This window comes from uncultured Streptomyces sp. (genome assembly GCF_947488945.1).
Classification (GTDB): domain Bacteria; phylum Actinomycetota; class Actinomycetes; order Streptomycetales; family Streptomycetaceae; genus Streptomyces.
This window is the reverse complement of record NZ_CANLBS010000004.1, coordinates 161,440-185,544: the sequence shown is the minus strand read 5'-3', so window position 1 is coordinate 185,544 and position 24,105 is coordinate 161,440. Positions and strand designations below refer to the sequence as shown.

The 24,105-nt window shown below is 73.5% G+C and carries 25 protein-coding genes; 13 read left to right on the top strand and 12 right to left on the bottom strand.

Annotated features, from left to right (window positions below; translation table 11 throughout):
- Position 1 precedes the first annotated feature (1 nt).
- The 3 genes from Q0994_RS07530 to Q0994_RS07520 are packed head-to-tail and all read right to left on the bottom strand — an operon-like array spanning position 2 to position 3,169.
- Entirely contained in the window at positions 2 to 1,075 is a 1,074-nt protein-coding gene (locus Q0994_RS07530; protein WP_299530632.1) for a prenyltransferase, read from the bottom strand.
- Complete coding sequence (locus Q0994_RS07525) at positions 1,072 to 1,803, bottom strand: class I SAM-dependent methyltransferase (protein ID WP_299530629.1); 732 nt, start codon at positions 1,801 to 1,803, stop codon at positions 1,072 to 1,074. The genes Q0994_RS07530 and Q0994_RS07525 overlap by 4 nt, the downstream gene beginning before the upstream one ends.
- 52 nt (positions 1,804 to 1,855) lie before the next feature.
- Positions 1,856 to 3,169, bottom strand: coding sequence for a glycosyltransferase family 4 protein (locus tag Q0994_RS07520; protein WP_299530626.1), 1,314 nt, complete (start codon positions 3,167 to 3,169; stop codon positions 1,856 to 1,858).
- Positions 3,170 to 3,432: 263 nt separating this feature from the next.
- Between Q0994_RS07520 and Q0994_RS07515 the strand changes: the two genes are divergently transcribed.
- The 3 genes from Q0994_RS07515 to Q0994_RS07505 all read left to right on the top strand — a co-directional run bounded on the left by Q0994_RS07515 (position 3,433) and on the right by Q0994_RS07505 (position 6,963).
- The gene (locus tag Q0994_RS07515) at positions 3,433 to 4,041 is read left to right on the top strand and encodes a TetR family transcriptional regulator (protein WP_299530623.1); all 609 of its coding nucleotides are present in this window, start codon (positions 3,433 to 3,435) and stop codon (positions 4,039 to 4,041) included.
- 439 nt (positions 4,042 to 4,480) lie between these two features.
- Positions 4,481 to 5,974, top strand: coding sequence for a prenyltransferase/squalene oxidase repeat-containing protein (locus Q0994_RS07510; RefSeq protein ID WP_299530621.1), 1,494 nt, complete (start codon positions 4,481 to 4,483; stop codon positions 5,972 to 5,974).
- Positions 5,975 to 6,534: 560 nt separating this feature from the next.
- A complete protein-coding gene (locus Q0994_RS07505; protein ID WP_299530619.1) occupies positions 6,535 to 6,963 on the top strand; it encodes a transglycosylase SLT domain-containing protein in 429 nt (142 codons plus the stop codon).
- Between the two features lie 117 nt (positions 6,964 to 7,080).
- On the opposite strand, the gene Q0994_RS07500 is transcribed toward Q0994_RS07505, so the two are convergent.
- Together Q0994_RS07500 and Q0994_RS07495 are read right to left on the bottom strand one after the other, a co-directional pair.
- Positions 7,081 to 9,186, bottom strand: a complete 2,106-nt coding sequence (locus Q0994_RS07500) for a bifunctional glycosyltransferase 87/phosphatase PAP2 family protein (protein WP_299530617.1) — start codon at positions 9,184 to 9,186, stop codon at positions 7,081 to 7,083.
- 252 nt (positions 9,187 to 9,438) lie between these two features.
- Positions 9,439 to 10,590 carry a serpin family protein gene (locus Q0994_RS07495; RefSeq protein WP_299530615.1) on the bottom strand — a complete coding sequence of 384 codons (1,152 nt, stop codon included), beginning with the start codon at positions 10,588 to 10,590 and terminating at the stop codon, positions 9,439 to 9,441.
- 150 nt (positions 10,591 to 10,740) lie between these two features.
- Between Q0994_RS07495 and Q0994_RS07490 the strand changes: the two genes are divergently transcribed.
- A complete protein-coding gene (locus tag Q0994_RS07490; protein WP_299530613.1) occupies positions 10,741 to 11,223 on the top strand; it encodes a GNAT family N-acetyltransferase in 483 nt (160 codons plus the stop codon).
- 23 nt (positions 11,224 to 11,246) lie between these two features.
- Here Q0994_RS07490 and Q0994_RS07485 read toward each other — a convergent pair whose 3' ends face one another.
- Positions 11,247 to 13,286, bottom strand: coding sequence for an MDR family MFS transporter (locus tag Q0994_RS07485; RefSeq protein WP_299530611.1), 2,040 nt, complete (start codon positions 13,284 to 13,286; stop codon positions 11,247 to 11,249).
- A gap of 521 nt (positions 13,287 to 13,807) precedes the next feature.
- Between Q0994_RS07485 and Q0994_RS07480 the strand changes: the two genes are divergently transcribed.
- From Q0994_RS07480 to Q0994_RS07470, 3 genes are all read left to right on the top strand, one after another.
- Complete coding sequence (locus tag Q0994_RS07480; protein WP_299530609.1) at positions 13,808 to 14,758, top strand: peptidoglycan-binding protein; 951 nt, start codon at positions 13,808 to 13,810, stop codon at positions 14,756 to 14,758.
- 226 nt (positions 14,759 to 14,984) lie between these two features.
- Entirely contained in the window at positions 14,985 to 15,647 is a 663-nt protein-coding gene (locus Q0994_RS07475) for an HAD-IA family hydrolase (protein ID WP_299530607.1), read from the top strand.
- A gap of 90 nt (positions 15,648 to 15,737) precedes the next feature.
- Entirely contained in the window at positions 15,738 to 16,058 is a 321-nt protein-coding gene (locus tag Q0994_RS07470) for a hypothetical protein (RefSeq protein ID WP_299530605.1), read from the top strand.
- A gap of 59 nt (positions 16,059 to 16,117) precedes the next feature.
- Here Q0994_RS07470 and Q0994_RS07465 read toward each other — a convergent pair whose 3' ends face one another.
- Entirely contained in the window at positions 16,118 to 16,375 is a 258-nt protein-coding gene (locus Q0994_RS07465; RefSeq protein WP_299530603.1) for a hypothetical protein, read from the bottom strand.
- On the bottom strand, positions 16,372 to 16,608 hold the full coding sequence (locus tag Q0994_RS07460; protein ID WP_299530601.1) for a hypothetical protein: 237 nt from the start codon (positions 16,606 to 16,608) through the stop codon (positions 16,372 to 16,374). Before Q0994_RS07460 ends, Q0994_RS07465 begins: the two co-directional genes overlap by 4 nt.
- Positions 16,609 to 16,714: 106 nt before the next feature.
- On the opposite strand from Q0994_RS07460, the gene Q0994_RS07455 reads away from it, so the two are divergent.
- The 3 genes from Q0994_RS07455 to Q0994_RS07445 all read left to right on the top strand — a co-directional run bounded on the left by Q0994_RS07455 (position 16,715) and on the right by Q0994_RS07445 (position 18,223).
- The gene (locus Q0994_RS07455) at positions 16,715 to 17,545 is read left to right on the top strand and encodes a helix-turn-helix transcriptional regulator (RefSeq protein WP_299530598.1); all 831 of its coding nucleotides are present in this window, start codon (positions 16,715 to 16,717) and stop codon (positions 17,543 to 17,545) included.
- Positions 17,542 to 17,748, top strand: a complete 207-nt coding sequence (locus Q0994_RS07450; protein WP_299530595.1) for a DUF397 domain-containing protein — start codon at positions 17,542 to 17,544, stop codon at positions 17,746 to 17,748. The genes Q0994_RS07455 and Q0994_RS07450 overlap by 4 nt, the downstream gene beginning before the upstream one ends.
- Positions 17,749 to 18,016: 268 nt before the next feature.
- Positions 18,017 to 18,223 (top strand): DUF397 domain-containing protein, encoded by a 207-nt coding sequence (locus Q0994_RS07445; RefSeq protein WP_299530592.1) that lies wholly within the window; start codon positions 18,017 to 18,019, stop codon positions 18,221 to 18,223.
- Here the strand turns inward: Q0994_RS07445 and Q0994_RS07440 are convergent.
- Positions 18,207 to 19,043, bottom strand: coding sequence for an isocitrate lyase/phosphoenolpyruvate mutase family protein (locus Q0994_RS07440; protein ID WP_299530589.1), 837 nt, complete (start codon positions 19,041 to 19,043; stop codon positions 18,207 to 18,209). The two genes, Q0994_RS07445 and Q0994_RS07440, sit on opposite strands and share 17 nt — an antisense overlap.
- A gap of 352 nt (positions 19,044 to 19,395) precedes the next feature.
- On the opposite strand from Q0994_RS07440, the gene Q0994_RS07435 reads away from it, so the two are divergent.
- From Q0994_RS07435 to Q0994_RS07425, 3 genes are all read left to right on the top strand, one after another.
- Positions 19,396 to 20,040 carry an HNH endonuclease family protein gene (locus Q0994_RS07435; protein ID WP_299530586.1) on the top strand — a complete coding sequence of 215 codons (645 nt, stop codon included), beginning with the start codon at positions 19,396 to 19,398 and terminating at the stop codon, positions 20,038 to 20,040.
- 166 nt (positions 20,041 to 20,206) lie between these two features.
- Entirely contained in the window at positions 20,207 to 21,913 is a 1,707-nt protein-coding gene (locus Q0994_RS07430) for an alkaline phosphatase D family protein (RefSeq protein ID WP_299530584.1), read from the top strand.
- Between the two features lie 170 nt (positions 21,914 to 22,083).
- A complete protein-coding gene (locus Q0994_RS07425; RefSeq protein ID WP_299530581.1) occupies positions 22,084 to 22,797 on the top strand; it encodes a DedA family protein in 714 nt (237 codons plus the stop codon).
- A gap of 103 nt (positions 22,798 to 22,900) precedes the next feature.
- On the opposite strand, the gene Q0994_RS07420 is transcribed toward Q0994_RS07425, so the two are convergent.
- The 3 genes from Q0994_RS07420 to Q0994_RS07410 form a co-directional block, all read right to left on the bottom strand.
- Positions 22,901 to 23,125, bottom strand: coding sequence for a DUF2277 domain-containing protein (locus tag Q0994_RS07420; RefSeq protein WP_299530579.1), 225 nt, complete (start codon positions 23,123 to 23,125; stop codon positions 22,901 to 22,903).
- A 124-nt stretch (positions 23,126 to 23,249) separates the two neighbouring features.
- On the bottom strand, positions 23,250 to 23,702 hold the full coding sequence (locus Q0994_RS07415) for a hypothetical protein (protein WP_299530577.1): 453 nt from the start codon (positions 23,700 to 23,702) through the stop codon (positions 23,250 to 23,252).
- Positions 23,703 to 23,817: 115 nt separating this feature from the next.
- Positions 23,818 to 24,093, bottom strand: a complete 276-nt coding sequence (locus Q0994_RS07410) for a hypothetical protein (RefSeq protein WP_299530575.1) — start codon at positions 24,091 to 24,093, stop codon at positions 23,818 to 23,820.
- Positions 24,094 to 24,105 lie beyond the last annotated feature (12 nt).

The following is a 24,105-nucleotide window of genomic DNA, read 5'->3' as shown; positions in this document are numbered from 1 at the left end:
GTCAGGAACAGCAGTCGGGTTCCAGGCCCCTCGGCAACCGGTCCCCGCCGAAGACCGCGGTGGTCGCCTCGTCCCCCCCGAGCGCGGCCACCGCGAGCAGCAGGGAACCCGCCGTCCAGGTGGTCAACTCCTCGGGCCAGAAGGCCCGTTCCCCCTCGAAGACGTAGCCGGTCCAGTAGAGGCCGCCGTCGGCCCGCAGATGCTGGACGGACTGCAGAATCTCCAGCGCCCGGTCCGACTCCCCCATCATCCAGAGGGCCAAGGCCAGTTCGCAGCTCTCGCCACCGGTCACCCACGGGTTCGGCACCACGCAGCGCACTCCGAGGCCGGGCACCACGAACCTGTCCCAGCCCTCGTCGATCCGCCGCTGCGCGTCCGGGCCCGACACCGCGCCGCCGAGCACCGGGTAGTACCAGTCCATCGAGTAGCGGCTCTTGTCGAGGAAGCGCTCCGGGTGGCGCGCGACCGCGTGGGCCAGCGCCCCGGTCGCCAACTCCCAGTCCGGCTGGGGTTCTTCACGCCGCTCGGCGAGCGCGAGGGCGCAGCGCAGCGCGTGGTGCACGGACGAGGAGCCGGTCAGCAGCGCGTCCGGCACCGGGGTGCCGTCGGCCTCCCGCTTCCAGCCGATCTGTCCGCCGGCCTGCTGGAGCCCGAGCACGAACTCCACGGCGGCGTAGACCGTCGGCCACATCCGGTCGACGAACGCGTCGTCGCCGGTGGCGAGGTAGTGGTGCCAGACGCCGACCGCCACGTAGGCGCAGAAGTTGGACTCGCGGGCGCGGTCGGTGGGGCGCCGGGGGTCGCCGTCGTGGTAGGCGGCGTACCAGGAGCCGTCGGGGTTCTGGTTCCTCGCCAGCCACTCGTAGGCGCGGGCCGCCGCCTCGTGCTCGCCGGCCGCGTCGAGGGCCATGGCGGTCTCGGTGTGGTCCCACGGGTCGAGGTGGTGCCCGCGGAACCACGGGAGCGCCCCGTCCTCGCGCTGGACGGCGAGCAGCGCGGACACCGTCTCGGCTGCCTGCGCGGCGGTGAACACCCCGGGGAGCACGAGGTGTTCGGTCTGCTCGGGAACGCTCACGCCTCTGCCTTCGCCAGGTGCGGCTTGGTCGCGTAGGCCACGAAGCTCTTGCCGACGACCGGGTTGAGGAGCTGCTCGGCGACCCGGGTCGCCAGCGGCTTCTTCATGATGTCCCAGACGAGCAGCTTGTGGTAGGCGCGGACGGGCAGCGCCTTGTCGTTGTCCACCCCGAAGGCGCACTTCAGCCACCAGTAGGGGGAGTGCAGGGCGTGCGCGTGGTGGGTGCCGTACGGCTTCAGTCCGGCCTCGCGGATCCGGCCGAGGAGCTCGTCGGCCCGGTAGATCCGGATGTGCCCGCCCTCGACCTCGTGGTAGGCGTCCGAGAGGGCCCAGCAGACCTTCTCGGGGCCGTAGCGCGGCACGGTGATCGCGATGCGGCCGCCCGGCTTGAGGACGCGGACCATCTCGGCGAGCACGCCCTTGTCGTCGGGGATGTGCTCCATCACCTCGGAGATGATGACGACATCGAACGACTCGTCGGGGAAGGGGAGGTTGAGGGCGTCGCCCTCCATGGCGGTGGCGGTCGCTCCGGCGGGGGCCTCGCCGGCCTCGTCCATCGCGGCGAACCACTTGGCGACCTCGCGGATCTCCTCGCCGTTCCGGTCCAGCGCCACGACCCGGGCGCCGCGCCGGTAGCACTCGAAGGCGTGCCGTCCGGCGCCGCAGCCCAGGTCGAGCACACGGTCGCCGGCGGCGAGCGGGAAGCGGGTGAAGTCGACGGTCAGCACGGGGGCCTGCCTTCGAGGTCGGAGGTACGGGCGTGGGGGGTGGCGGGAGGGGTCACCTGCGGGCTCCGCGGGCGGCGATCGCCCTGCGGTACAGCTCGGCGGTCCCCGCGGCGGCCTTCGCCCAGGTGAAGCGGACGAGGACGCGCTCCCGGCCGGCGGCGCCGAGCCGAGCGCGCAGCTCCGGGTCGTCCAGCAGCCGGACGAGGGCGGTGGCCAGGGCGTCGGAGTCGCCCGGCGGCACGGCCAGGCAGGTCTCGCCGTCCGGCCCCGCGACCTCGGGGATCGCGCCGCCGGTCGTGGCGACCAGCGGCGTGCCGGTGGCCATGGCCTCGGCGGCCGGCAGCGAGAACCCCTCGTAGAGGGAGGGGACGCAGGCGATCTGGGCGCCGCGGACCAGGTCGACGAGTTCGGCGTCGCTGACGCCCTTGACGAACTCGACGGCGTCCGTCAGCCCGAGGCGCTCGATGGCGCGGGCCACCGGCCCGTCCTCGGCGCGCTTGCCGACGACCAGGAGATGGGCGTCCGGGTTGCCCGCCCGGACCTTCGCCAGCGCCTCGACGAGATGGACCAGGCCCTTCAGCGGCACGTCGGCGCTGGAGGTGGTGACGATCCGGCCGGGGATCTCGGCGACGGACGGGTCGGGCGACCAGAGGCCGGTGTCCGCGCCGATGTGCACGACCTCGATGCGGTCCTCGCGCACCCCGAGGTCCTCCACGATCTCCGCGCGGGAGGAGCCGGAGACGGTGAGGACGGACGGCAGCCGGCGGGCCACCCGCTTCTGCATCCGGGTGAAGGCGTACCAGCGGCGCACCGAGGCCCGGCGCCGGCGGGTCGGCGCGGCGGCGAGGTCGAGCCGGCGGTCCACGGTGATCGGGTGGTGGACGGTGGTGACGAGCGGGGCGCCCAGGTCGCCGAGCAGGCCGTAGCCGAGCGTCTGGTTGTCGTGGATGACGTCGAACTCGCCCCGTCGGGCCCGCAGATGGCGGCGGGCGCGCAGGCTGAAGGTGAGCGGTTCGGGGAAGCCGCCGGTCCACATGGTGGCGACCTCGGCGACGTCGATCCAGTCGCGGTACTCGCCGGGCCGGGGGGTGCGGAAGGGGTCGGGCTGGCGGTAGAGGTCGAGGCTGGGCAGCTCGGTGAGCGGCACGCCCTCGTCGAGCACCGGGTAGGGCTGGGCGCCGATGACCTCGACGTGGTGGCCGAGCCGGGCCAGTTCACGGCCGAGGTGGCGGACGTAGACGCCCTGGCCGCCGCAGAACGGGTTGCCCTTGTACGTCAGGAGCGCGATGCGCAACGGCCGGTCACCGTCCGCTCCGGGAGTGCCGTCGCCCGCCCGGGGGCCGCTCTCTATGGCCTCAGCGGTCACACTCGGCCCCCTTCTCACTGCGTCTGCGCCGGAGCGTAACCGCTCGCGTTAATCTAGAACAAGTTTCAGACTCACTCGTTCAACGAGCCTCGAATCTACCGGCAGGTAGCGTCGGTGCGGCGGCCGGATCAGGTGATTCGCGCCACGGCCCGCGTCCTGACGGTCCGTTCAGCACCGGGCCGCCGCCCGGTCCGCGCCGGAACGCACCGGCCGGACCCCGAGGCGCGCCCGGCCGTGCCGGGAGGCGTAGGCCAGGAGGCCACATGACCGCGGGCGGCAGGCCGCCGGCTTCCCCCCTCACCGAGCGCCAGGCGGCCCGGCGGGGGGCGATCCTGCGGGCGGGGGCGCGGCTCGCGGCGCGCGGCGGGTTCGATGCGGTGCAGATGCGGGACGTGGCGGAGGCCGCCGGGGTCGCGCTCGGCACCCTGTACCGCTATTTCCCCTCCAAGTCGCACCTGCTGGCGGCCCTCGCCCGGGATCTGCTGGAGCGGTGGCGCACAGCCCTGCTCGCCCGGCCCTCGGGGCCGGGCCGTCCGCCCGGCGAGCGGGTGGCGGCGACGCTGGCCCGCACCTCCCGGCTGCTGCGCCGGGAGCCGCACCTGGCGGACGCCCTGGTCCGCGCCCTGACCTTCGCGGACCGCGGTGCCGGGAGCGACGGGGACGAGGCGGCCCGGCTGGTCACCGCGATCGTGCTGGACGCGGCCGGGGCGACCCGCCCGTCCGCGGCGCAGCTCTCCGCGGTGCGGGTGGTCACGCACACCTGGCACGCGGCGACGGTGGCCGAGCTGACCGGCCGCGCCACCCCCGCCCGCGCGGCGGCGGACGTCGCCACCGCCTGCGGACTGATCGACCGGGCCTTCCCGGACGGCTGACCCGACGCCGGCCCCAGTCGGGCCCGCCGGGCGTGCCACGGGGGCGGCGCACGGGGGCGGTGCATGGCGGCAGCATGCGGGCGCACGGGGACGGGGTGCGGGGACGGCGTGCGGCGGCGGGGTACGGGGGCGGGCCGGCCCGGTGCGGGCGGCGGGTGCGGGCTCCGGGCGGCGGGGGCCGGCCCCGGTAGAGTGACCGGGTCGCTCTCACGTCCGTACAGGGGAAGCCGGTGCGCAGCCGGTGACACTCCTTCCGCACCGGCCCGGACCGGCCGGAGAGGCGCCGCCCACGCGCGGCGGCGGCCCGGTGCCCCGTGCCGGGCGTGACCGGCCCGTGCCGCCGGAACCCCGGCGGTCCGCCGTCCGTCGAGGCAATACGGGGCGGAGCCCGGCACCCGAGTGCCCGCGCCCGCCCTCGCAGGAGAGGCCCCAGCCCGTCATGACCGTACGCCGCGGCGCCGCCGCGCTCGCGACCCTCGCCGTGGTCCTGGCTTCCGCCGCCCCCGCCGTCGCCGCCTCCCCGAGTCCTTCCCCCTCGCCGTCCGTCACCTATCCGCCCGATCCGGTCGCCGGGCTGTACGGCACCGCGGATCCGTCGGGGGACGGGGTCTGGCGCCAGTCGCTGGCGTTCCTGGCCCAGAAGATCGAGTACGTCACGCCCTCCGAGCTGTCGGTGGCCTGGCTGCGGCACCAGCAGTGCGAGAGCGGCGCCTTCGCCGCCTACCGCGATCCGCGGGTGCCCTGCGACGCCTCGACGGTGACGGACGTGCGGGCGAGCGCCGCCGCCGTCCAGGCTCTGGCCGAGATCGGTGGGCACACCCCGGCGACGGAGAACGGCATCAGCTGGTTGTCCTCCGTGCAGAACGACGACGGCGGCTGGGGCGCGCGCCCCGGCGAGGCGACCGACCCCGCCTCCACCGCCCTGGCGGTGGGCGCGTTCGCGCGCGCCGGGCGGAAGCTGGCCGACGTCACCGCCGACAGCGGGCGCACGCCGTACCAGGCGCTGCGCGCGTTCGCGCTGCCGTGCGGCGGTACGGACGGCGGTGCCTTCACCACGCGCGCCGCGTCCCCCGCCCCGGACCCCGCCGCACCCACCGCTTCCGCCACCTCGGACGCGCCCCCCACCGTCCGCACCCCGGACGCGAAGGCCCCGGACGCGAAGGCCCCGGACGCGAACGTCCAGGGACGGGACGGAAACGGGACGAGCGCCGCCGATCCCTCCGCCACCCCGGAGCCGACGGCCGCCTCCGGCGAGGACGACGCGGCGCGTACGGCGGACGGGGCCGCCACGGCGGCCGCGGTGCTGGGCGCGATGGGCAAGGGCCTGGCGGCGGGCAGCTCCAACTCCGGCTCGGGCACCAGTTGCCAGGACACCGACGAGCCCTCGCCCGAGCGGCTGGCGCAGAACGGCGCGCACTACCTGGCGGGCGTCGTCGGCCGCGCGCACCGCGTCGACGGCCCGGCGGCGGGCGGCACGTCGGACGGGCCCGACTTCGCGGCCACCGCGACCGCGGTGGTCGCCCTCGCGGCCTCCGGCCACAAGAACGAGGCCGCGCCCGCCGTCGACTGGCTGGAGAAGAACGCGCGGAGCTGGTCGGAACGCGGCGGCCCGGCGGCCGTCGCCCAGTTGGTGCTGGTCGCGCACGCCACCGGGGCCCAGGCCCGCGATTTCGGCGGGGTCGACCTGGTGGCACAGCTCAACGCGACCGGTCCCACGCCCGCCGCCACCTTCGCCCCCTCCCCCACACCGACCGGCCCGCAGCCGGCGGCCGGCTCGACGGGAAGCTCCGGCTTCAGCGTCTGGTGGCTCGTGGGGGCGGGGCTCGCCTGCGGCGCCGGCATCGGCTTCATGATCAGCACCCGCCGCAAGGACGGTGCCGGGCGGCACAGCGGGACGGACGGCCGCGCGGGCGGGGACGACGTCCGCAGCTGACCCGGCCGCCGCCAGGGTCACGGGCCCCCGGTCGGGGGCCCGTGCCCCGCAGGCGTACGCGCCCCCCCGCACGGCCCCGGCACGTCACGGCTCCGGCGCGCGCCGTCCCCGCACAGCCCCGGCGGCCCCGGCGGCCCCGGCGGCGCAGCGAAACCCGTAGCGGGGTAGTACGCCCGGCCGTCCGCCGCACAGCACAAATCACCCCTTTCCAGGCTTATTTGTGCGAGACCCAGGTCACAAACAGGGTCCCGGCGGAGTGAAGGGCCCCACAGGCCGTAGGTCCTCCACTAAGCGGCCTCGTAGCGGAAACCGGGCGCATTCGACCCTTCGCCCGCCCTCCTGACCAGCGTGAATTATCTTTTGCCCGTTTCGGGACTTTCGCCCCGTGTGCGAGAGAAGGTCGTACAGGGGGTCTTTGCGTCGGCGGGTTCGAGCCCCTAACCATGGATCTCGTCGCCGAGCACAGCAGGTTCCGAACGTGGGGCCGCAGTGAGAAGCACCGGGTCACGCAGGATCCGATCCGGTCGCGACGTTCCTCATCCCCGACGTTAGGTTTCTCCGTGTCGATCGCCCGCAGCATCTTCGCTCAGCCCCGCACCGCCGGCCGCAAGGCCGCTCTGGTCGGCGCAGCCGCCGTCCTCGGTGGCAGCGGCCTGGTCATGGGGGTCGCCTCCTCGGCGTCCGCCGCCCCGACGGCCGCCTCCGGCGCCCAGGCCACGGCACAGCAGATGATCGGCGACAGCGCGCAGTTCCAGTGCTTCAGCAACATCGTCTCGCACGAGAGTGGCTGGAACCCGCAGGCCACCAACTCCTCCTCCGGCGCCTACGGCCTGGTCCAGGCGCTGCCCGCCTCCAAGATGTCGTCGGCGGGCTCGGACTGGAAGACCAACCCGGCCACCCAGATCAAGTGGGGCCTGGACTACATGAACAGCCGCTACGGCAGCCCGTGTGGCGCGTGGGACTTCTGGCAGGCCAACAGCTGGTACTGAGCCGACGGCTCCGCACCCGCCTGACCACGACGGCCCCCGGCCGGACCCCTTGAGGGGTCCCGCCGGGGGCCGTCGTCATGCGCGCCGCGTCGTGCGCGCCCCGTCACGGGTGCGGCCTCAGCGCGCCGCCGTCCCTGGCGCCGCGTCCAGGGCGCCACCGTCCCCGGGCACCCCGTCCCGGTCGGCGTCCGCCTCCGGTGCGCGGCTCTGACCGGGGACCACCGGCACCACCACCGGCCAGAGCCGCCGGGGGCCCGCCAGCAGGTAGGTCAGACCGAAACCGAGCGACACCACGAGCGCCCCGCCGGCCGCGTCGAGCAGCCAGTGGTTGCCGGTGGCGACGATCGCCGAGAGGGTGAACAGCGGGTGCAGCAGGCCCAGCGCCTTCATCCACGCCTTCGGCGCCAGCATCAGGATGATCAGCCCGCACCACAGCGACCAGCCGAAGTGCAGCGACGGCATCGCCGCGTACTGGTTGGTCACCGTGGTCAGCGTGCCGTAGTCAGGCTGGGCGAAGTCCTGCACCCCATGGACCGTGTCGATGAAGCCGAGGCCGGGCATCAGCCGCGGCGGGGCCAGCGGGTAGAGCCAGAAGCCGACCAGCGCCAGCACGGTGGCGAAGCCGATGGTGGAGCGCGCCCAGCGGTAGTCCGCGGGCCGTCGCACGTAGAGCACGCCGAGGATGGTCAGCGGAATGATGAAGTGGAACGTCGAGTAGTAGTAGTCGAAGAACTCGCGCAGCCAGCCGATCCCGGCGACCGTGTGGTTCACCCAGTGCTCGACGTCGATGTGCAGCCACTGCTCCAGTGAGTGGATCTGCCTGCCGTGCTCCTCGGCGGTGGCGCGGCCGGCCGTCGCGGCCAGCCTGACCTGCGCGTACGCGGAGTACACGACCCGGATCAGCAGCAGTTCCAGCAGCAGGTTGGGGCGGCTGAGGACCCGCCGCCAGAAGGGCAGCAGCGGCACGCGTCTCCAGCGCGCCGCCACCGGCCGGGCGTACTCGGTGGGCACCGGCCGCAGCCAGTGTTCCGAGGAGCGGGAGAGGAACGGCACGACGCAGGCCGCGCAGACCGCCGTGATCAGCAGGGCGTTGTCGCGCACCGCGTGCAGGACCCCGATGTTCGGCAGCAGCATCTTGCCCGGCAGGGTGATCACCAGGACCACCACGGCCGGCCACACCATCCGGTCCGCGGCGCCCCGGCCGACCCGGCCGACCACCGCGAGCAGCACCCAGAGCAGTTGGTGCTGCCAGGTCGTCGGCGACACCGCGACGGCCACGCAGCCGGTCAGGGCAACCGCCAGCAGCAGTTGCCCGTCCTGCGCGTAGCGCACCGCGCGGCGCATCCCGAGGACGGTGACGGCCACCGCCAGGACCAGGAAGAGGGCGATCTCCAGCGGCCCTTCCAGGCCGAGGCGGAGCAGCGCCCCGTGCAGCGACTGGTTGGCCAGTCCGGCGGGCCGCTCGCCGAGCCCCGCCCCGGCGACGTGGTGCACCCAGTACGCCCACGAGTCGCGCGGCAGCGCCGCCCACGCGACGGCGGTGAGGACGGCGAACGCGGCACCGGCGTGGGCGCCGGCGCGACGTCTGCCGGTCAGCCACAGCAGGCCCGCGAAGAGCAGCACCGTCGGTTGCAGGGCCGCGGCGAGACCGACCAGGACGCCGGCCGCGCGTTCGTCCCGTACGGCGAAGCAGGCCACCAGCACCAGAAGCACCGGCAGGATGCTGGTCTGCCCCAGGTAGAGCGCGTTGCGCACCGGCAGCGACACCATGAGCAGCGCGATCGCGAACGGGACGGCCAGCAACGCGGTGCGCCGTCCCACCGGGGCGGGCAGCGCCCGCGCGGCGACGAAGCCGAGCACGGCGACCAGCACCAGCGAACCGAACGTCCAGGCGACCCCGAGCGCCTGCTCCGCCGAGGCGGACAGCGGTTTCAGGACGAGCCCGGCGAACGGCGTCCCGGTGAACCGGTCCGTGTCGTACAGCGAGCCCTTGACGTGCAGCACGCCGTACTCGCCGATCCAGGTGTCCAGGTCGGTGAGCCGCTCACCGGGTGGCTGCCGCAGCACCACCGTCATCTGCCGCACGGCGAGCGCGGCCACGATCATCCAGAGGAGGGCACGGGTGAGCCCGGTCCTCGTCTCCACGTCCGCCGCCGCGCTCCCGCGCACGCTGTGCTCCGCATTTGCCACGCTGCGCCGACCCTCCCACCGATTCGTGCACATCCCCGTCGACTCGGGTTCGTGCGGATGAAGCCTGTCATTGCCCTACGAGGTAGACATCATCAACCCCCGTTTCGCCTGAGCGTCACGCGCGATTGTCCGAAAGAACACATCGACGGCCCGCCGCGCGGGGAGGCGGCACGCGGCCCGTCCCGCGCAGCCGCGACGCGGTCCCGGCCGGACGCATACGGGCGTACGGGGGCGTACGGGAGGGAGCCGCCGGGCCCGGCGGAAGCTCCGTGCCCGCGTCGCGGGTCAGGCGTCCGGGGCTTCGGCCTGCCAGCAGGCGAACAGGGGCACGTCGGTGTCCCCCGCGAGCACGACCAGACCGAAGGGCCGGTCGAAGGCGAGGTGCAGCGGGCGCGTCGCGGTGGGCCGGGCCGATCCGGCACGCGTCGACACGGCGGTGACCGCGGCGGCCTCCACCCCCGCCTCCTCGATCCGCACCACGGTCTCCTGCACCACCTCGGAGACCGCCAGCGGCGTGCGGGAGAGCCCGGAGAAGTCGGCCGCGTCCGACAGCGCGGTACGCACTCCCAGCGCCGGAAGCCCTTCGTGGACCTGGAGCGTGGTCCGTAGCGCGAGCCGCGGCAGCGCCACCGTCAGCAGGTCCGCGTCGAGCGGCGTCCCCGCCCGCTTCGGCGCCCAGCCGGCCGGCAGCACCCGCGCCGCGCCCGCTCCCGGCTCCCCGAGCACGAACCGGACCCGGACCGGGGGGCGCCCGTCCGGCCCCCGGCGGCACCGCAGCTCGACGACCCGGGCGGCCCCGACGCTCCACGCGTCCCGCACGGACACCCGGGCGTGCATCGTGGCCACCGGCCGGCTCGCACCCGAGGCGCCGGCGAACGGCTGGTCACGGGTGTGCGCCGCGTCGAACGGCTTCTCCCAGTCCGCCTTGAGCGCGATCACGTTGACCAGCGCGAGCAGTGTGCCGGGGCCGATCCGCAGGGGCAGCCGCTCGATCAGGCCGCCGGTCCCGGCGTACACCCAGGCGTCGACGGCAGCCGGGTCCAGTGGACCGAAGCCGATGTCCGGCAGCGCCGCCCGGTACTCCTCCCGGACGGCCACCCGGCTCCACACCCCGGTGGCGACGGCCGACGCCCCCGTGCCGGCGAGTTCCCGGGCCGCCTCCGTCACGTCGGGCGCCGCGGCGGGGCCGGACGTACCGAGCAGCGCGCCCAGTTCGTCGGCGGTCCGTCCGCGCGCCCCGGCGGCGACCGCGGCCAGCGCCAGCCAGAGCCCGGCGGGCGAGCAGGCGAAGCCGCCGCTTCCGGGCGCGGTGCCGGGGGCGGTCAGCACCCGCGTCCACCGGTCGGCGAGCGCCCGCACCGCCGCCGCACGCCGCCCGGCCGGCTCCACCGCGTCCGCCACCAAGCCCTCGCCGCCCCGGTCCGTCCCGTCCCTCATCGCCGTCCCCCACGTTCCGTGTGCCGTGCGCTGTGTGCCGTGTGCCGTACAGCGCCGTCTTTCGCCGGACCGTTCCGGGCCCGGAACGGTCCGTGGCCCCTGCACGATATTGCCTTGCACGATCCGGTCGTCGGCACACCACAATGCCCCATGACCTGGACCCTGGCCCCCGAACGCTTCGACTCCCCCGAGGCTTCGCTGCTCCGGCACGACTACTACGCCGAGGTGGCCGGCCGGTACTGGAAGCGCCCCGCGACGGCCGCCGAGATAGCGGACGGACTGCGCGACGACGGTGCCGAGCGGCTCGTCCCGCCGACGGGTCAGTTCGTGGTGGGGCGGTCCGGGGGCCGGGCGGCCGGCTGCGCCGGCCTCCTCCTGGTGCCGGAGGAGCCCGGCACCGCCGAGCTGACCCGGGTCTACGTACGGCCGGAGTACCGCGGCACGGGCGGCGGCGGACTGCTGCTCGCCGCGATGGAGGAGGCGGCCCGCGCCCTCGGCGCGCGCCGGCTGCGGCTCGACACCCGCGACGACCTCGTCGAGGCGCGCGGCCTGTACGCCAAACACGGCTTCCGCGCCGTCCCCGCCTTCAACGCCGGCCCGTACGCCGAACACTGGCTGGCCAAGCACCTCTGACCGGGACGGGCCCCCCGACCGCCCTACGCCGCGTGGTCGCGGGGCGGGTCCGGGGTGTGGGGGTGTTCGCGGCGGGAGCCGCTGACCTCGTCGGTGAGTTCGGCGATCAGCGCGACGAGGTCGGTCGGACGGTCCGGCCCCCACCAGTCGCCGAGCAGGTCGGAGAGCGAGTCCTCGCGCGCCCGGGCCAGCCGGACGACGGCTTCCGCGCCCCGGTCGGTGAGGACCATCTGGAGTCCTTCCCGCCGGGCGAGGCCCCGCTCCTCCACCTGGCGGGCGGCGTCGGTGATCACCCTCAGCGGCAGCGGGACGGTGTCCGCGAGCAGTCCGGGCTCCACCGTGCCGTGGCGCTTCATCCGCAGCAGCAGCCAGCTCGCGGCGGGCAGCAGGTCGTAACCGGCCCGTGCGGTGATGTCCACGTAGACCTCGCGGCGTCCCTCTCGGGTGGCGAGGACGGACAGGGCCCGCGCGCACTCGTCGTAGGAGGACCGTTCGACGGGGTTGGTGGCGAGGGTCTGGCTGCTGTCCGGGGCCGTCACCGCGCCGCGCAGCTTGTCCTCCTTGAGGAACCAGGCGAAGACGAAGGCGATCAGCACGACCGGGACCGCGTAGAGGAACACGTCGGTGATCGACGACGAGTACGCGCCGAGGATCGCGGGTTGGACGTCGGGCGGCAGCCGGTCGATGGCCCGGGGGTCGGCGGCCAGCGCCCCGGCGTCCACGCCGGGCGGCAGGCTCCGTCCGGCCAGCGCGTCCTCCAGCCTGCCGGACAGCAGGTTGGTGAAGATCGTGCCGAAGATGGCGACGCCGAACGACGCGCCGATCGACCGGAAGAACGTGGCCCCCGAGGTGGCGACGCCCAGGTCCTCGTAGGACACGGCGTTCTGCACCACCAGCACCAGGACCTGCATCACGAGTCCGAGCCCGGCTCCGAAGACGAAGAAGTAGGCGCTCATCTCCGCGGTGGAGCTGGTCTCGTCCAGCCGGTGGAGCAGCAACAGACCGGCCGCGGTGAGGGCGGTGCCGACCAGGGGGAAGACCTTCCAGCGCCCGGTGCGGCTGACGATCTGGCCGGAGCCGGTCGAGGTGAGCAGCAGCCCGAGGACCATCGGCAGCATGTGGACGCCGGACATGGTCGGCGAGATGCCGTGCACCACCTGGAGGAAGGTCGGCAGGAAGGTCATCGCCCCGAACATGGCGAAGCCGATCACGAAGCTGATCACCGCGACCAGGGTGAACGTCCGGATGGAGAACAGCTTCAGCGGGAGTACGGGCTCCACCGCGCGCCGCTCGACCGCGACGAACGCGATCAGCAGCACCACGGCGAGCACCGCCAGCCCGATGATCTGCGCGGAGCCCCACGCCCAGGTGGTGCCGCCGAGGGACGCCACCAGCACCAGGCAGGTCGCCACGGAGGCGATGAGAAAGGTGCCGAGATAGTCGATGGTGTGCTTGGCGGAGCGGACCGGGATGTGCAGGACTGCGGCGATGACCGCCAGCGCGACGACGCCGATCGGCAGGTTGATGTAGAACACCCAGCGCCAGGAGAGGTGTTCGGTGAACAGGCCGCCCAACAGCGGCCCGAGGACGCTGGTCACACCGAAGACCGCGCCGAACAGCCCCTGGTACTTGCCGCGTTCGCGCGGCGGCACGAGGTCGCCGACGATCGCCATCGACAGCACCATCAGGCCGCCGCCGCCGAGCCCTTGGAGAGCGCGGAAGCCGATGAGCTGCGGCATGTTCTGCGCGATGCCGCAGAGCGCGGAGCCGATGAGGAAGATGACGATGGCGGTCTGGAAGAGCTTCTTGCGCCCGTACTGGTCGCCGAGCTTCCCCCACAGCGGAGTGGCCGCCGTGGCCGCCAGCATGTAGGCGGTGACCACCCAGGACAGGTGCTCCAGCCCGCCGAGTTCGCTGACGATCGTGGGCAGCGCGGTGGAGACGATGGTCTGGTCGAGGGCCGCCAGCAGCATCCCCAGGAGCAGTGCGCCGATGGCGACCAGGATCGTCCGCGTGGACCGCCCTTCGCCGGGGGTGAGCGGCGGACTGATCTGCTGGGCCATGGACGCCTCCTCGGTGCCTTTACACCCCATCCTGTCCTTTTTGCCGGATTACGGCTCGCTGGGCGGGGCCACCGCGTCGAACCCGCTTGCGAAGGCTGCATAATCACAGGCAATTCAAGGGGAGGGGACCCACGATGACCGACCGGACATGCCCGGAGTGCGACGGCCCGCAGGACGGCCCACCGACCACGGGAGCGAGACCCGGCAGGGCCCCGGCAGCGGGACCGGTGGGCCCGGCGGGACCGGTCGCCCCGGCGGGGACGGGGGCCGAAGGCTGCGCCGCGGGCACGCCGACGGGGACCCGGCGCGCCTGCGACCACGGGGGCGGCGACCCGGCGGGCGCCCCGGAGGCCGCGGAAGCGGCGGCCGTGGGGGCGGCTGCGGCGAACGCGGGGGCGCGAGGCGCGGGCGACACGGACGCGCGGGACCTGGACGACACGGAAGCGCGGGGGGCCAGCGGTACGGGCTTCGGGACCGACACCGACGCGGGGGCCGGGACGGGGGCCGGGGCGGAGACCGCCGTGACACCCGCCGGAGCGCCGGACGGCGAGAGTCTGCGCGCGGCCCGGGACGCCCGCGCGGCGGCCGAGATCGCCGCCGCCGAGGACTTCGACCCCCTGCGGATCAGGCCGTACGTGACCCTGTCCGGCGGGCCGGAGGACTCGGAGGCGGCCGCCGGTCACCCCGCCGCGTCCGGGACGCCCGCAGCGGACAGCCCGGTACCCCGGACGTGGATGGGGGCCCCGCTGCCGCCCGAGGCCCCGACCGCAGTCATCGCCGGAGCCCGCGTTCCACATCCCGTTCCGGTACCGCCCGCGACCGACGCGCCCGACCCGGTGCAGCCCCGGTCACGGAAGCCTTTCGCCGTGCTCGGCGTGGCGGCGGCACTGGTCGCGGTGGTCGGCACCGCCGCCTTCCTGGGTGGCCTGTTCGGCGGGGACGACAGCCAGGACCAGGCCGTGGCGGAGACCACGGCCACTCTCCCGGCGGTGACCGACGAGGAGACCGGCACCCCCACCGCCGATCCCTCCGCCACCCCTTCGGCGCCCGCTTCCGCTTCCCCTTCCGCTTCCGCTTCGGCCTCGGCCAGCAGCGCTTCCCCCTCCCCCTCGACGTCCGCGTCCGCGTCCCCCACGGCGAGCACAGCCCCCAGCGCCTCCCCTTCCACGGCGCCCTCCCCGACCCCGTCCACGGCCACCCCGGACACCTCCACCCCGCCGGCCCTGGCTCCCGCGACCGGCTCCACCCTCCAGCTCGGTGACCAGGGCGGGGAGGTGGCCGAACTGCAGAACCGGCTGCGGGCGGCGGGCTTCTACCGGGGAGCCTCGGACGCCACGTACACGGAGCGCGTGGCGGCCGGCGTCCTCATGTACCAGGCCCGCCGGAACATCCAGGGGGACGCACCCGGCACGTACGGGCCCCACACGCGGCGCGTCCTGGAGGCCGAGACGTCCGGCCGCCACCGGGACTGACCGGGGAGGACATCACGGACATGACCGGCACCGGTGCGGGCGAGAACCCCTCCGACGCCCGCCACGACCTGGGGATTGGCGTTCTGGCTCCGGTTTTTGTACCGTAGAGGAACAAAGTGGCTTCGCCCGCACTCCCTGACCGGCGGGCGAGGCTGCTCTGGTTTTCGCATTCTTCGAGCTGCGTCGTACGCAGCCCCCACCGCAGTCCGCGCTCTGGAGCATGCCGATGTCGGCCACCGTCCTCCCCGCCCGCGCCCTCCTCCTGGACATGGATGGCACCCTCGTGAATTCCGACGCGGTGGTGGAGCGCTGCTGGCGCCGCTGGGCGGTCGCGCAGGGGATCGACCCGGACGAAGCACTCAAGGTGGTGCACGGCCGTCAGGGTTACGCCACGATGGCCGTCCTGCTGCCGGACCGCCCGATGGAGCAGAACTACGCGGACAACCGCGTGATGCTCGCCGAGGAGACCGCCGACACCGACGGTGTCGTGCCGATCGGCGGCGCGGCGGAGTTCATGGCCGCCATCGACGGCCTTCCGCACGCCCTGGTGACGTCCGCCGACGCCGCCCTCGCGCAGGCCCGGATGGGAGCCGCCGAGTTGCGGATGCCCTCGGTGCGCGTCACCGCCGAGAGCGTCGGCGCGAGCAAGCCGGACCCGGAAGGCTTCCTCAAGGGAGCCGCCGAGCTGGGCTTCGACCCGGCCGACTGCATCGTCTTCGAGGACTCCGAGGCCGGCATCGCGGCGGGCCGTGCGGCCGGCATGCGGGTCGTGGGCGTCGGCCCCCGCGCCGAGGCGCTCGGCCCCGACGCCCACGTGGGGGACCTGACCCAGGTCCGCGTGGAGACCGTCGAGGACGGTTCGATCCGCCTGCACATCACCACACTCTGACCTCCTCCCTCCGCAGCGGGACCTTGCACGCGCCACGGCCGTCGTCAGTGGCGTGTGCGAATGTCAGTGGCATGTGCGACTGTCTGGCGCATGTTGAACATCACGGTGCGAACGGACGGCGGGGAGCAGCATGCCCAGCCGTCCGCCGAGGAGTTGACCGACCTGATCCGGCGCATCGGCGGCCGCGGCGGCCACTTCCTCGTGGTCCTGCGCGCGCCCGAGCTGCCCCACATATTCGTCCAGGTCTGGCACGAGGACGGCGGTGCGTACACGCTGGAGCACCGCGACGGCGACACCTACGCCACCACCGAACTCGGTGACGTCTCGGCCGTGATCGACGCGATGACCCGCTGGGCCCGCCAGGAGACGGACTGGGACGCCGGACTCCTCTGGACCCCGCTGGAGGTATGACCGGGCGGGCGTTCTCCGCCCCGGAGTAGCCGGGTGCCGCCTCCTCGCCTGCACGTCCTTCACACCGCGGGCCCGGGGGCATCCGGTGCGGGGTGGTCGGGCGTCACATGGTCCGGCTCGGGGTGGTCGGGCTTCAAGTGGTCGGGTTCCCGGTGGTCGGCGTCGTGGTGACGCTTGCGCCGGACGCGCCAGTCGGTGGCGAGGCTGTGGTCGCGGGCGTCGGTGGCCTCGCGTTCGGCGCGGTCGATGGCCGCGCACTCCGGGCATGCGGTGCGGGGCCCGGCGGTCGTTCCGCGCCCCTCTCTCGTGTCACTCACAGGAGGGAACCTCGGCTTCTCGCGTTGTCACGCGCCACTCCGGCGCGCATCCGTTCCTCGGGGGTGGCAATGCGCACGAGCGCCGGCTCGGCCTCCCGCTCCCGACCCCCGCCGACCGGCCGCAACGCCCAGTACGGGCCCGACCTGCCACGGAACTCACCGACCCGGACGACCGGGCCGACGGTGTCCACCACGACCGTTCCGACGGGCGGCGGGAGAGACGTGCAGTCCATGGAGCCGACTCCTCTCTGTAGCTGTTTCGCTACGGGGCGAGGCCACAGTGACCTACAGTCGGGAGGTCTTCAACTTGCACAATGTGACAGACAAGTTAGGTGCGAGATGGCCAATCGGAAGGTGCTGGATCCCGAGCAGTCACCCAACGCAGCCTTCGGGGCCCGTCTTCGCAGCTTGCGGGACGAGCGCGGCTGGACACAGGACGAGTTGGGCGTACGCCTCGGGTGTTCCGGCGCCCACATTTCGGCCGTCGAAACTGGTAGACGAACGCCAACTCGCACTTTCGCCGCAAGTGCTGACAGAGCGTTCGCGCTCGGTGATCAACTTCAGCGGCAGAGTCAGTCATTACGGTTCAGGGCCTTGCTGGAGGGCTTTCCGGAGTACGTCACGCACGAAGCCCGAGCAACCGAGATCAGGCTGTACGAGGTCGGTGTCATACCGGGCCTGCTGCAGACACCCGAGTACGCGACCGCGCTCGGGGACAGCACCGTCAAACGGGGCGTGGCCACGAAGGAGCAAGCCGACGAGCGGATCAGGATGATCGCGCAGCGCCAGGCATCGCTCGTGCGTGTCCCTTCACCTCTGATCTTCGTAGTCCTCGACGAGAGCTGCCTGCTCCGCCCCATCGGTGGCGACACTCTGATGGATGCGCAGTTCGACCGTCTGATCGAGTTCGCCGAGCTACCCAACACCGTCCTGCAAGTAGCGCCCTTCAGTATCGGAGTCCGTCGTCCCATGACGCTTCCGGTGACTCTGCTCACGATGCCTGACCGGTCACTCATGTCCTACGCAGAGTCGGCCAACCGGGGGCACCTTGAGCGGGACGCTGCATCTGTATTACCGCTGTTGACGGATTATCATCAGCTGCAGGCCGAAGCGCTGTCGAGAGCGTCCTCCATCGCCTTGATCAGCAAGTTACGAAAGGGCACCCCGTGACGACCGACTTCCCCCGTTGGTTCAAGTCTTCATTCAGCGAGAACGGGGGCCAGTGCGTCGAGGTCGCCACCAACCTCGCCCTCACCCACGGCATCATCCCCGTCCGCGACTCCAAGAACCCCGAGGGCCCCGCGCTCGGCCTCGCCACGACCGCGTTCGCGTCCTTCGTCGCGGGCGTCAAGACCGGAGAGTTCAACGTCTGACCGACGCTCTCGCCCCGCCACACCACGAAGCCCCGCCGCGCCCCGGAATCCGGAATCCGCCACCACGGAACGCGCGGTGGGGCTTCGTCGTACGCGCCGAGGCATCCACCCACGCCCGGGTAACGTCTTGGCCGGAAAACCCGCTCACGGGGCCGCCCACCGCTCCCTACTCTCGACGGACAAGCCGAACCGCGACATCGTCGCGGGGAGGCTTTCCGGCATCCGACCCGGCCCGGCCCGGCCCGGCCCGGCCCGAAGGGGTTCCCACGTGACCGCACCCCAGTACTCCACGTCCTCCTACAGCAGCAACGGCGGCGCATGTGTCGAGGTCGCGGTGAACCTTGCTTCGCCGTACGGCACCGTCCCCGTCCGCGACTCCAAGGACCCCGAGGGCCCCGCGCTCGGACTCGCCACGACCGCGTTCGCGTCCTTCGTCGCCGGGATCAAAGCCGGGAACGTCACCGTCCGCCCGTAGTGCTGCCGCGCCCGCCGCCACCGGCGCGCAGCAGTGCGTCGAGCTCGGGGTAGGCGATCCCGTCGCCGACCGCGTGGTAACTCCCCTGGGAGAACAGCTCCTCGGCCGCGCGCCGGGCTGCGGCGTACGCGGACTGGGCGATGCCCGAGCCGAGGCTGACCCGCGCCACGCCGAGCGTGCCGAGTTGGCCGAGGGGCGGGGTGCCGGGAGCCGCCATCACGTTGAGGGGAACGGCGATGCCCCGCGCCAGGGCCGTGATGGTCTCCGCGTCGGCGACGCCCGGCACGAACACGCCGTCGGCGCCCGCCTCCACGTAGCGGCGCGCCCGGTCCAAGGTCTCCCGCACCCCGCCCGATCCGGTGAGGAACGTGTCGACGCGGGCATTGACGAACAGTCGTACCCCCGCCCGGTCCGCCGCCCGCCTGGCCGCCGCGACACGGGCGGCGGCCTCTGCGGGTGGCCGGGGGCCGTCCTCGATGTTGACGCCCACCGCGCCGGCCGCGAGCACCCCGGCGACGGTGTCCGCGACCCCGTCCGCGTCGTCGCCGTAACCCCCCTCGATGTCGGCGGTGACGGGTAGGCCGACCGCCGCCACGACGCGGGCGACCAGGCCGAGGGCGCGGTCCCGCCCGAGCACGTCACCGTCCGGGCTCCCCAGCGACCAGGCGACCCCGGCGCTGGTGGTGGCGATCGCCCCGGCCCCTGCGGCCTCCACGAGCAGGGCGCTCGCCACGTCCCAGACGTTGGCCAGGGCGAGGGGGCGGTCGGCGGTGTGCAGGGCATGGAACGTCTCGGCCCGAGCGGCCTGTGTCGTGGTCATGGACGAGAGTCAACCCGGACATCCACCCCTTGGCTGGCGGAAATCGGACATCAACGTCGGCATCAGGGCACGGGGCACGGACAGTGGGCACGGGACACGGGCACGGCGCCACGGGCACCTACCGACCGAGCGTCGGCCCCGACCCCTCACTCCCAGTCCCTCCCAAACCCGAACTCCCCTACTCATAAGGGTTTCCGACCGCACGTCAGATCTACCCACCGACCTCTTGATGTGACGTGCGCATGTCGTCACCCTGTTACCTGGTGCCCACCCCACAGAAACCTGGCACCGCCACGATGGCCGGGCTCCACTGGTCGCCCGTCCAGCATCCCCCCACGTCAAGGGAGTTCCCATGCTCGGTGTCTACGCGCGTCGCGCGGCCGTCGCCTTCGCCTCGGCGATCCTCGCCGCCACCTCCGGACTTCTCACCGCCCCCGCCGCCCAGGCGGCGATGCCGACCCCGGTGAGCGCGGCCACCGCACGCACCTACCTCAGCCAGCTCACCGTCAGCGCCGAGAGCTCGGCCAGCGGCTACAGCCGCGACAAGTTCCCCCACTGGATCACGCAGTCGGGCGCCTGCAACACCCGCGAGGTGATCCTCAAGCGTGACGGCACCAACGTGGTGCAGGACTCCGCCTGCGCCGCCACCAGCGGCAGTTGGTACTCGCCCTACGACGGCGCCACCTGGACCGCCGCCTCCGACGTCGACATCGACCACATGGTCCCGCTGGCCGAGGCGTGGCGTTCCGGTGCCAGCGGCTGGACCACCGCCCAGCGCCAGGCCTTCGCCAACGACCTGACCCGCCCCCAGCTCATCGCGGTCACGGACAACGTCAACCAGTCCAAGAGCGACCAGGACCCGGGCGAGTGGCTGCCGTCCCGCGCCGCCTACCTGTGCACCTACGCCCGTGCCTGGGTACACGTGAAGCACTACTACGACCTGACGATCGACACGACCGAGAAGTCGGCTCTCCAGTCCGTGCTGAACGGCTGCTGATCCGCACCGGGCGCCCGGACCGGCCCCACCTCCGGCCCCGCTGTCCCGACGGGCTCCACCGTCGGGACAGCGGGGCCGGAACCGGCCGGGCGGACCCGGTCCCGCCCTCCCGTACCGTACGGTCGTCCGTCGTAGTCATCCGTACGTGAACGCGAGGAGGGCACACATGGCCGGGCTCCGGCTGGGACCGCTGCTGCGGTACGTGGACTGGGAGACGGGCACGTCGGCGACCGTATGGGTCGAGACGGACCGTCCCTGCACCGTCGAGGTCCGGTGCGCCGACGGGGCGGCGGGCTCCTCGCCCACCTTCTCCGTCGCCGGTCACCACTACGCGCTCGTCGTCGTGACGGGGCTGACGCCAGGGACCACGACGACGTACGAGGTGCTGCTCGGCGACCGCCCGGTGTGGCCGCTGAAGGACTCCAGCTTCCCGCCGAGCACCATCACCGCCCCGGACCCCGCCGCCGCCGGTGGGGCCGCGGCGCCGCTGCGCGTCACCTTCGGCTCGTGCCGCTGGGCGGCGCCGCCCGGCCGGGACCACCCCCTGGTGCACGGCTCGGGCAGCGACGACCCCACCGGCCCGGACGCCCTCGACGCCCTCGCCGCCAAGCTCGCCGCCGACCCCGACGCCGTACGCCCGGACGTCCTGCTTCTCATCGGCGACCAGGTGTACGCCGACGAGACCTCGGAGGCGACCCGCGACCGCATCTCCGGCCGCCGCAGCCTGGACGAGCCGCCGGAGACGCAGGTCGCCGACTACGAGGAGTACACCTACCTCTACGACGAGTCGTGGCGCGACCCCGAGGTGCGCTGGCTGCTCTCCACCGTGCCGAGCTGCATGATCTTCGACGACCACGACGTGATAGACGACTGGAACACCAGCGCGTCCTGGCAGGCGGACATGCGGGCGACCGCCTGGTGGCACGAGCGGATCGTCAGCGGGCTGGCGTCGTACTGGGTGTACCAGCACCTCGGCAACCTCTCCCCCGCCGAACTGGCCGACGACCCGCTGTACGCGAAGGTCCGGGCACTGCCGGACGGCACCGAGCCGTTGCGCGCGTACGCCGCCGAGGCGGACGCCGAGCCGACCTCGGCGCGCTGGAGCTACCGCCGCGACTTCGGGCGGGTCCGCCTCCTGATGGTCGACACCCGGGCCGCCCGGGTCCTGGACGAGCAGCACCGGACGATGCTGGACCCGGCGACCCAGGAGCGGCTGCGGGCGGACATGCTCGACGACCCCGGCGCCTACGACCACCTGCTGATCGGCACCTCGCTGCCGTGGTTGCTGCCGCCGCTGGTCCACGAGGCGGAGACGTGGAACGCGGCGCTGTGCCGGGGCGAGCGCGGCGGGCCGGACGGGCGCTGGGCCCGGTTCGGCGAGTGGCTGCGGCGCGGGGCGGACCTGGAGCACTGGGCGGCCTTCCCCGACTCGTTCCGCGCGCTGGCGGAGCTGCTGCGGCAGGCCGGTACAGGTCCGCAGGCGCCGGCCACCGTCTGCGTGCTCTCCGGAGACGTGCACCATGCCTACGTGGCCGAGCCCGCCTGGCCGGACTCGGTGCCCGGCGGCGCCCCGGACGCGCGGGTGCTGCAACTGACGTGCTCTCCGGTGCACAACTCGATCCCGGCGACGATAAGGGCCGGGTTCCGCTTCGGCTGGAGCGCCGCGGGCCGCCGCATCGGCAGGCTGCTGGCCCGGCACGGTCGCACCGGCACGCCGCCTGTCTCCTGGCGCAAGACGGACGGCCCGTGGTTCGGCAACCAGCTGATGACGCTGACGCTCACCGGCCGGGAGGCGTCCCTGACCCTGTCGCAGTCCCGCGGCGACGTCCGGAACGCGACGCTGGAGACGCTGATGGAACGGCCCCTGAGCTGACGGCGGGGCCGGGGCGGACCGGCGGCGGCGAGGCGCGTGAGGTGCGCGACATCGGTGGCCCCCGGGCGGAATCCGGGTGAACCGCGGGCGTACTCTGTAGAGCTGACCCAGCCGCCCCTGCCGCTCCCCTGCGACGTCGCGGCGTTGACGCCGAACCGGGGAGTAGGAACGTGCTTGAGAGTGTGGGCGCCCTGACCGGCAGCCCATGGATCTACGTGCTGGTCGCCCTCTCCGTGCTCCTGGACGTCTTCCTGCCCGTACTGCCCAGCGGGGTGTTGGTGATCACCGCGGCGACCGCCGCCGCAGGTACGACGACCGTGGCCGGTTCCGCCGCGAGCCACCCGGTGCCCTCGCTGCTGATCCTGATGCTGTGCGCGGTCACCGCCTCGGTGCTCGGCGACCTCGTCGCCTACCGCCTGGCCTGGCGCGGCGGCGAGCGGCTGGACCGGGCCATCGCCCGCTCCCGCCGCCTGACTACCGCGCAGGAACGTCTCGGCACCGCGCTCGGCAAGGGCGGCGGCGCGCTCGTGGTGATCGCCCGCTTCGCACCGGCCGGACGCTCGGTGGTGTCGCTGGGCGCGGGCGCCGCACACCGCAGGGCGAAGGAGTTCCTGCCCTGGTCCGCCGTCGCGGGCGTGGCCTGGGCGGGCTACAGCATCGGCCTCGGGTACTTCGGCGGCCAGTGGCTGGGCGCCTCGTGGTTCGGCACCGCCCTCTCGGTCTTCGCCCTGTTCGTCGCGGGCGGCCTCGCGGCCGTCGTCGTCCGCCGCCCGGCGGCCGCAGCCGCCGGACCGCCGGCCGCCGGCGTCACGGCAGCCGTCACCGCAGGGGCAGCCGTCACCGCAGGTGCGAGCGTCAGCGCGGCCCCCGGAACGGCCCCCTGACCACGACCAGCCCCCTGAAACACGACCGGCCCCCGCCCCGGCCCCTGGCTGGACGCCGTCTGCCGGTCAGCGCGTCCGCACGGGCGCGCACGGAGAGCCCCCGTCACTTCCTGGCGGGGGCTCCGCGCACTTCCAGGCTCTCCAGCAGGGTCCGGGTGGCGGCGGTGATCTCCTCCACGGCCCGGTCGAACGCCTCGCGGTTGTGCGCGGCGGGGGCACGGAAGCCGGAGACCTTGCGCACGTACTGGAGAGCGGCGGCCCGCATGTCCTCCTCGGCGGCCTCTTCGGGGATGGCGGGCGGACGGAGCGTCTTGATGCTGCGGCACATGCTTCCAGTGTGACGCCTGCCACTGACAACGGGCGGCCGCGCCCGGTCGGGGACCCCGGTGAGGGTCTCGGCCGGGCGCGGCCCGTGCCGGGCGCGGCGGTGGGTGCCGTGCGCGCGGAGGGCGTCAGATGACGGATCCGGAGCGGTCCGTGCACAGCGCCCAGATGACGAAGGCGTCGATGGCGATGGAGATGATCGCCATGACCGGCGCGTACGGGAGCCACAGGAAGTTGGCGATCATGTTGAGACCGGCGATGGCGACACCGGCACCGCGCGCCCACGCGGCGCCCTTCAGGATGCTCCAACCGACGAGGGCGAGGATCACGCCGAGCACGATGTGGATCCAGCCCCACGACGTCAGGTCGAACTTGAAGACATAGTTGTTGATCTGCGCGTACACGTCGTTGTCCGCGAGGCCCGCGATGCCCTTGATGATGTCGAGGACACCGTCGACGAGCAGCAGGACACCGGCGAACATGGTGCCCCCGGCGGCCCAGTGACCGCCCTTGCCCCCGTGTCCCGGGGTGCCGCTGCTCGTTCCGCCGGCCCCGCGCGGGGCCGATGTTGACTGTGACATGTCTAGCTCCTTCGTCGGAGGACCGCGGTTCTCCACCGCGGACCGGTGACCCGTGCATCGGGTGTCCCGTACATCCGTCCCCCGGCGCTTCGAAGGCGCCCGGGGACGGGCGGGGTCAGGGGGCGTTGACGGTGACGATGTGTCCCTGGACATCGACGGTGAGGGCGACCCGTTCGACCTTGCTGGTCAGGGCCAGACCGATCCAGACCGCTCCCCAGACGAAGCAGGAGAAGACCGTCAGGAAGGCGTGCAGGACATGGTTGACGCGGTAGCCGCGGACCAGGACGGCCTGGGTGCCCGAGCGGGACTCGACCCGCCATCCCTCCGCGATCCGCTGGTTGACCACCCAGTCCAGGATCAGACCCCGCTGCGTGTCGTCCGGCGGGATCACGTTCACGGTGTA